The sequence below is a fragment of the Thermosulfurimonas dismutans genome, assembly GCF_001652585.1.
GTDB classification, from domain to species: domain Bacteria; phylum Desulfobacterota; class Thermodesulfobacteria; order Thermodesulfobacteriales; family Thermodesulfobacteriaceae; genus Thermosulfurimonas; species Thermosulfurimonas dismutans.
Window position 1 is genome coordinate 1 of record NZ_LWLG01000057.1, and the last position, 627, is coordinate 627.

Below are 627 nucleotides of genomic sequence, written 5' to 3' on the forward strand. Positions count from 1 at the left end.
ATATCTCTTTTCGAGGTATTTCTTATAATCTTCTTCCTTAATTTTTTTACCTTTCAAAATTCCTCTCAAAGAAGCTACCTTAGGAGGAAGACTTTTTGTTTCGGGCTTTTCTTCTACGCAGAGCAGAGAGAAAAAATCGGCCACTAACGCAGAGACCGATTTTCCCCTCTTAGCTGAATAAATTTTGGCCTTTTTGATCAATTTATCGTCAAGACGCAAAGTCAATTTAGTGTTCACGGTTTTTTCCCTCCAAGACGGATATTTTTACGCTTACAGGTCATACATATCAGCAAGATATTAGATTCGTATTTCGAAAATGAGAAAAAAATTACATAATTTGGTTGTAGAGATAATCAAATATGATCATAAAAGATCGTGATTCAAGAGAAAGAGATATTAAAGAACTGAAAAAATTATTGTCTTCTTACAATCTCTCTCCGAAGCAGAAATTTCTCATAGAACGGGAAATATATGCAATTAAAAGAGGAGATTCCGGAGAAGACGATTCTGCTTATTATATTGAGACCTTTGCAAAATCAGATTGACAATTTTATTTCTCATAATAAACTCACTTAAAAACTAAAGGAGTTGAGCATGTATAAGAAACAGCATACTCAACTCACTTTC

2 protein-coding genes are annotated in these 627 nt (G+C 33.2%); one reads left to right on the forward strand and one right to left on the reverse strand.

What is annotated here, in order from left to right; all coding sequences use genetic code 11:
* On the reverse strand, nt 1-237 hold a 237-nt coding region (locus tag TDIS_RS11340), incomplete at its 3' end, for a DUF6364 family protein (protein ID WP_068671873.1).
* Between the two features lie 122 nt (nt 238-359).
* On the opposite strand from TDIS_RS11340, the gene TDIS_RS10730 reads away from it, so the two are divergent.
* The gene (locus TDIS_RS10730) at nt 360-545 is read left to right on the forward strand and encodes a hypothetical protein (RefSeq protein WP_068671231.1); all 186 of its coding nucleotides are present in this window, start codon (nt 360-362) and stop codon (nt 543-545) included.
* Nucleotides 546-627: the final 82 nt, after the last annotated feature.

What these genes read in the sequence shown, in the direction of transcription:
- TDIS_RS10730 (WP_068671231.1), top strand. Translation starts at nt 360, where the DNA reads ATGATCATAAAAGATCGTGATTCAAGAGAAAGAGATATTAAAGAACTG.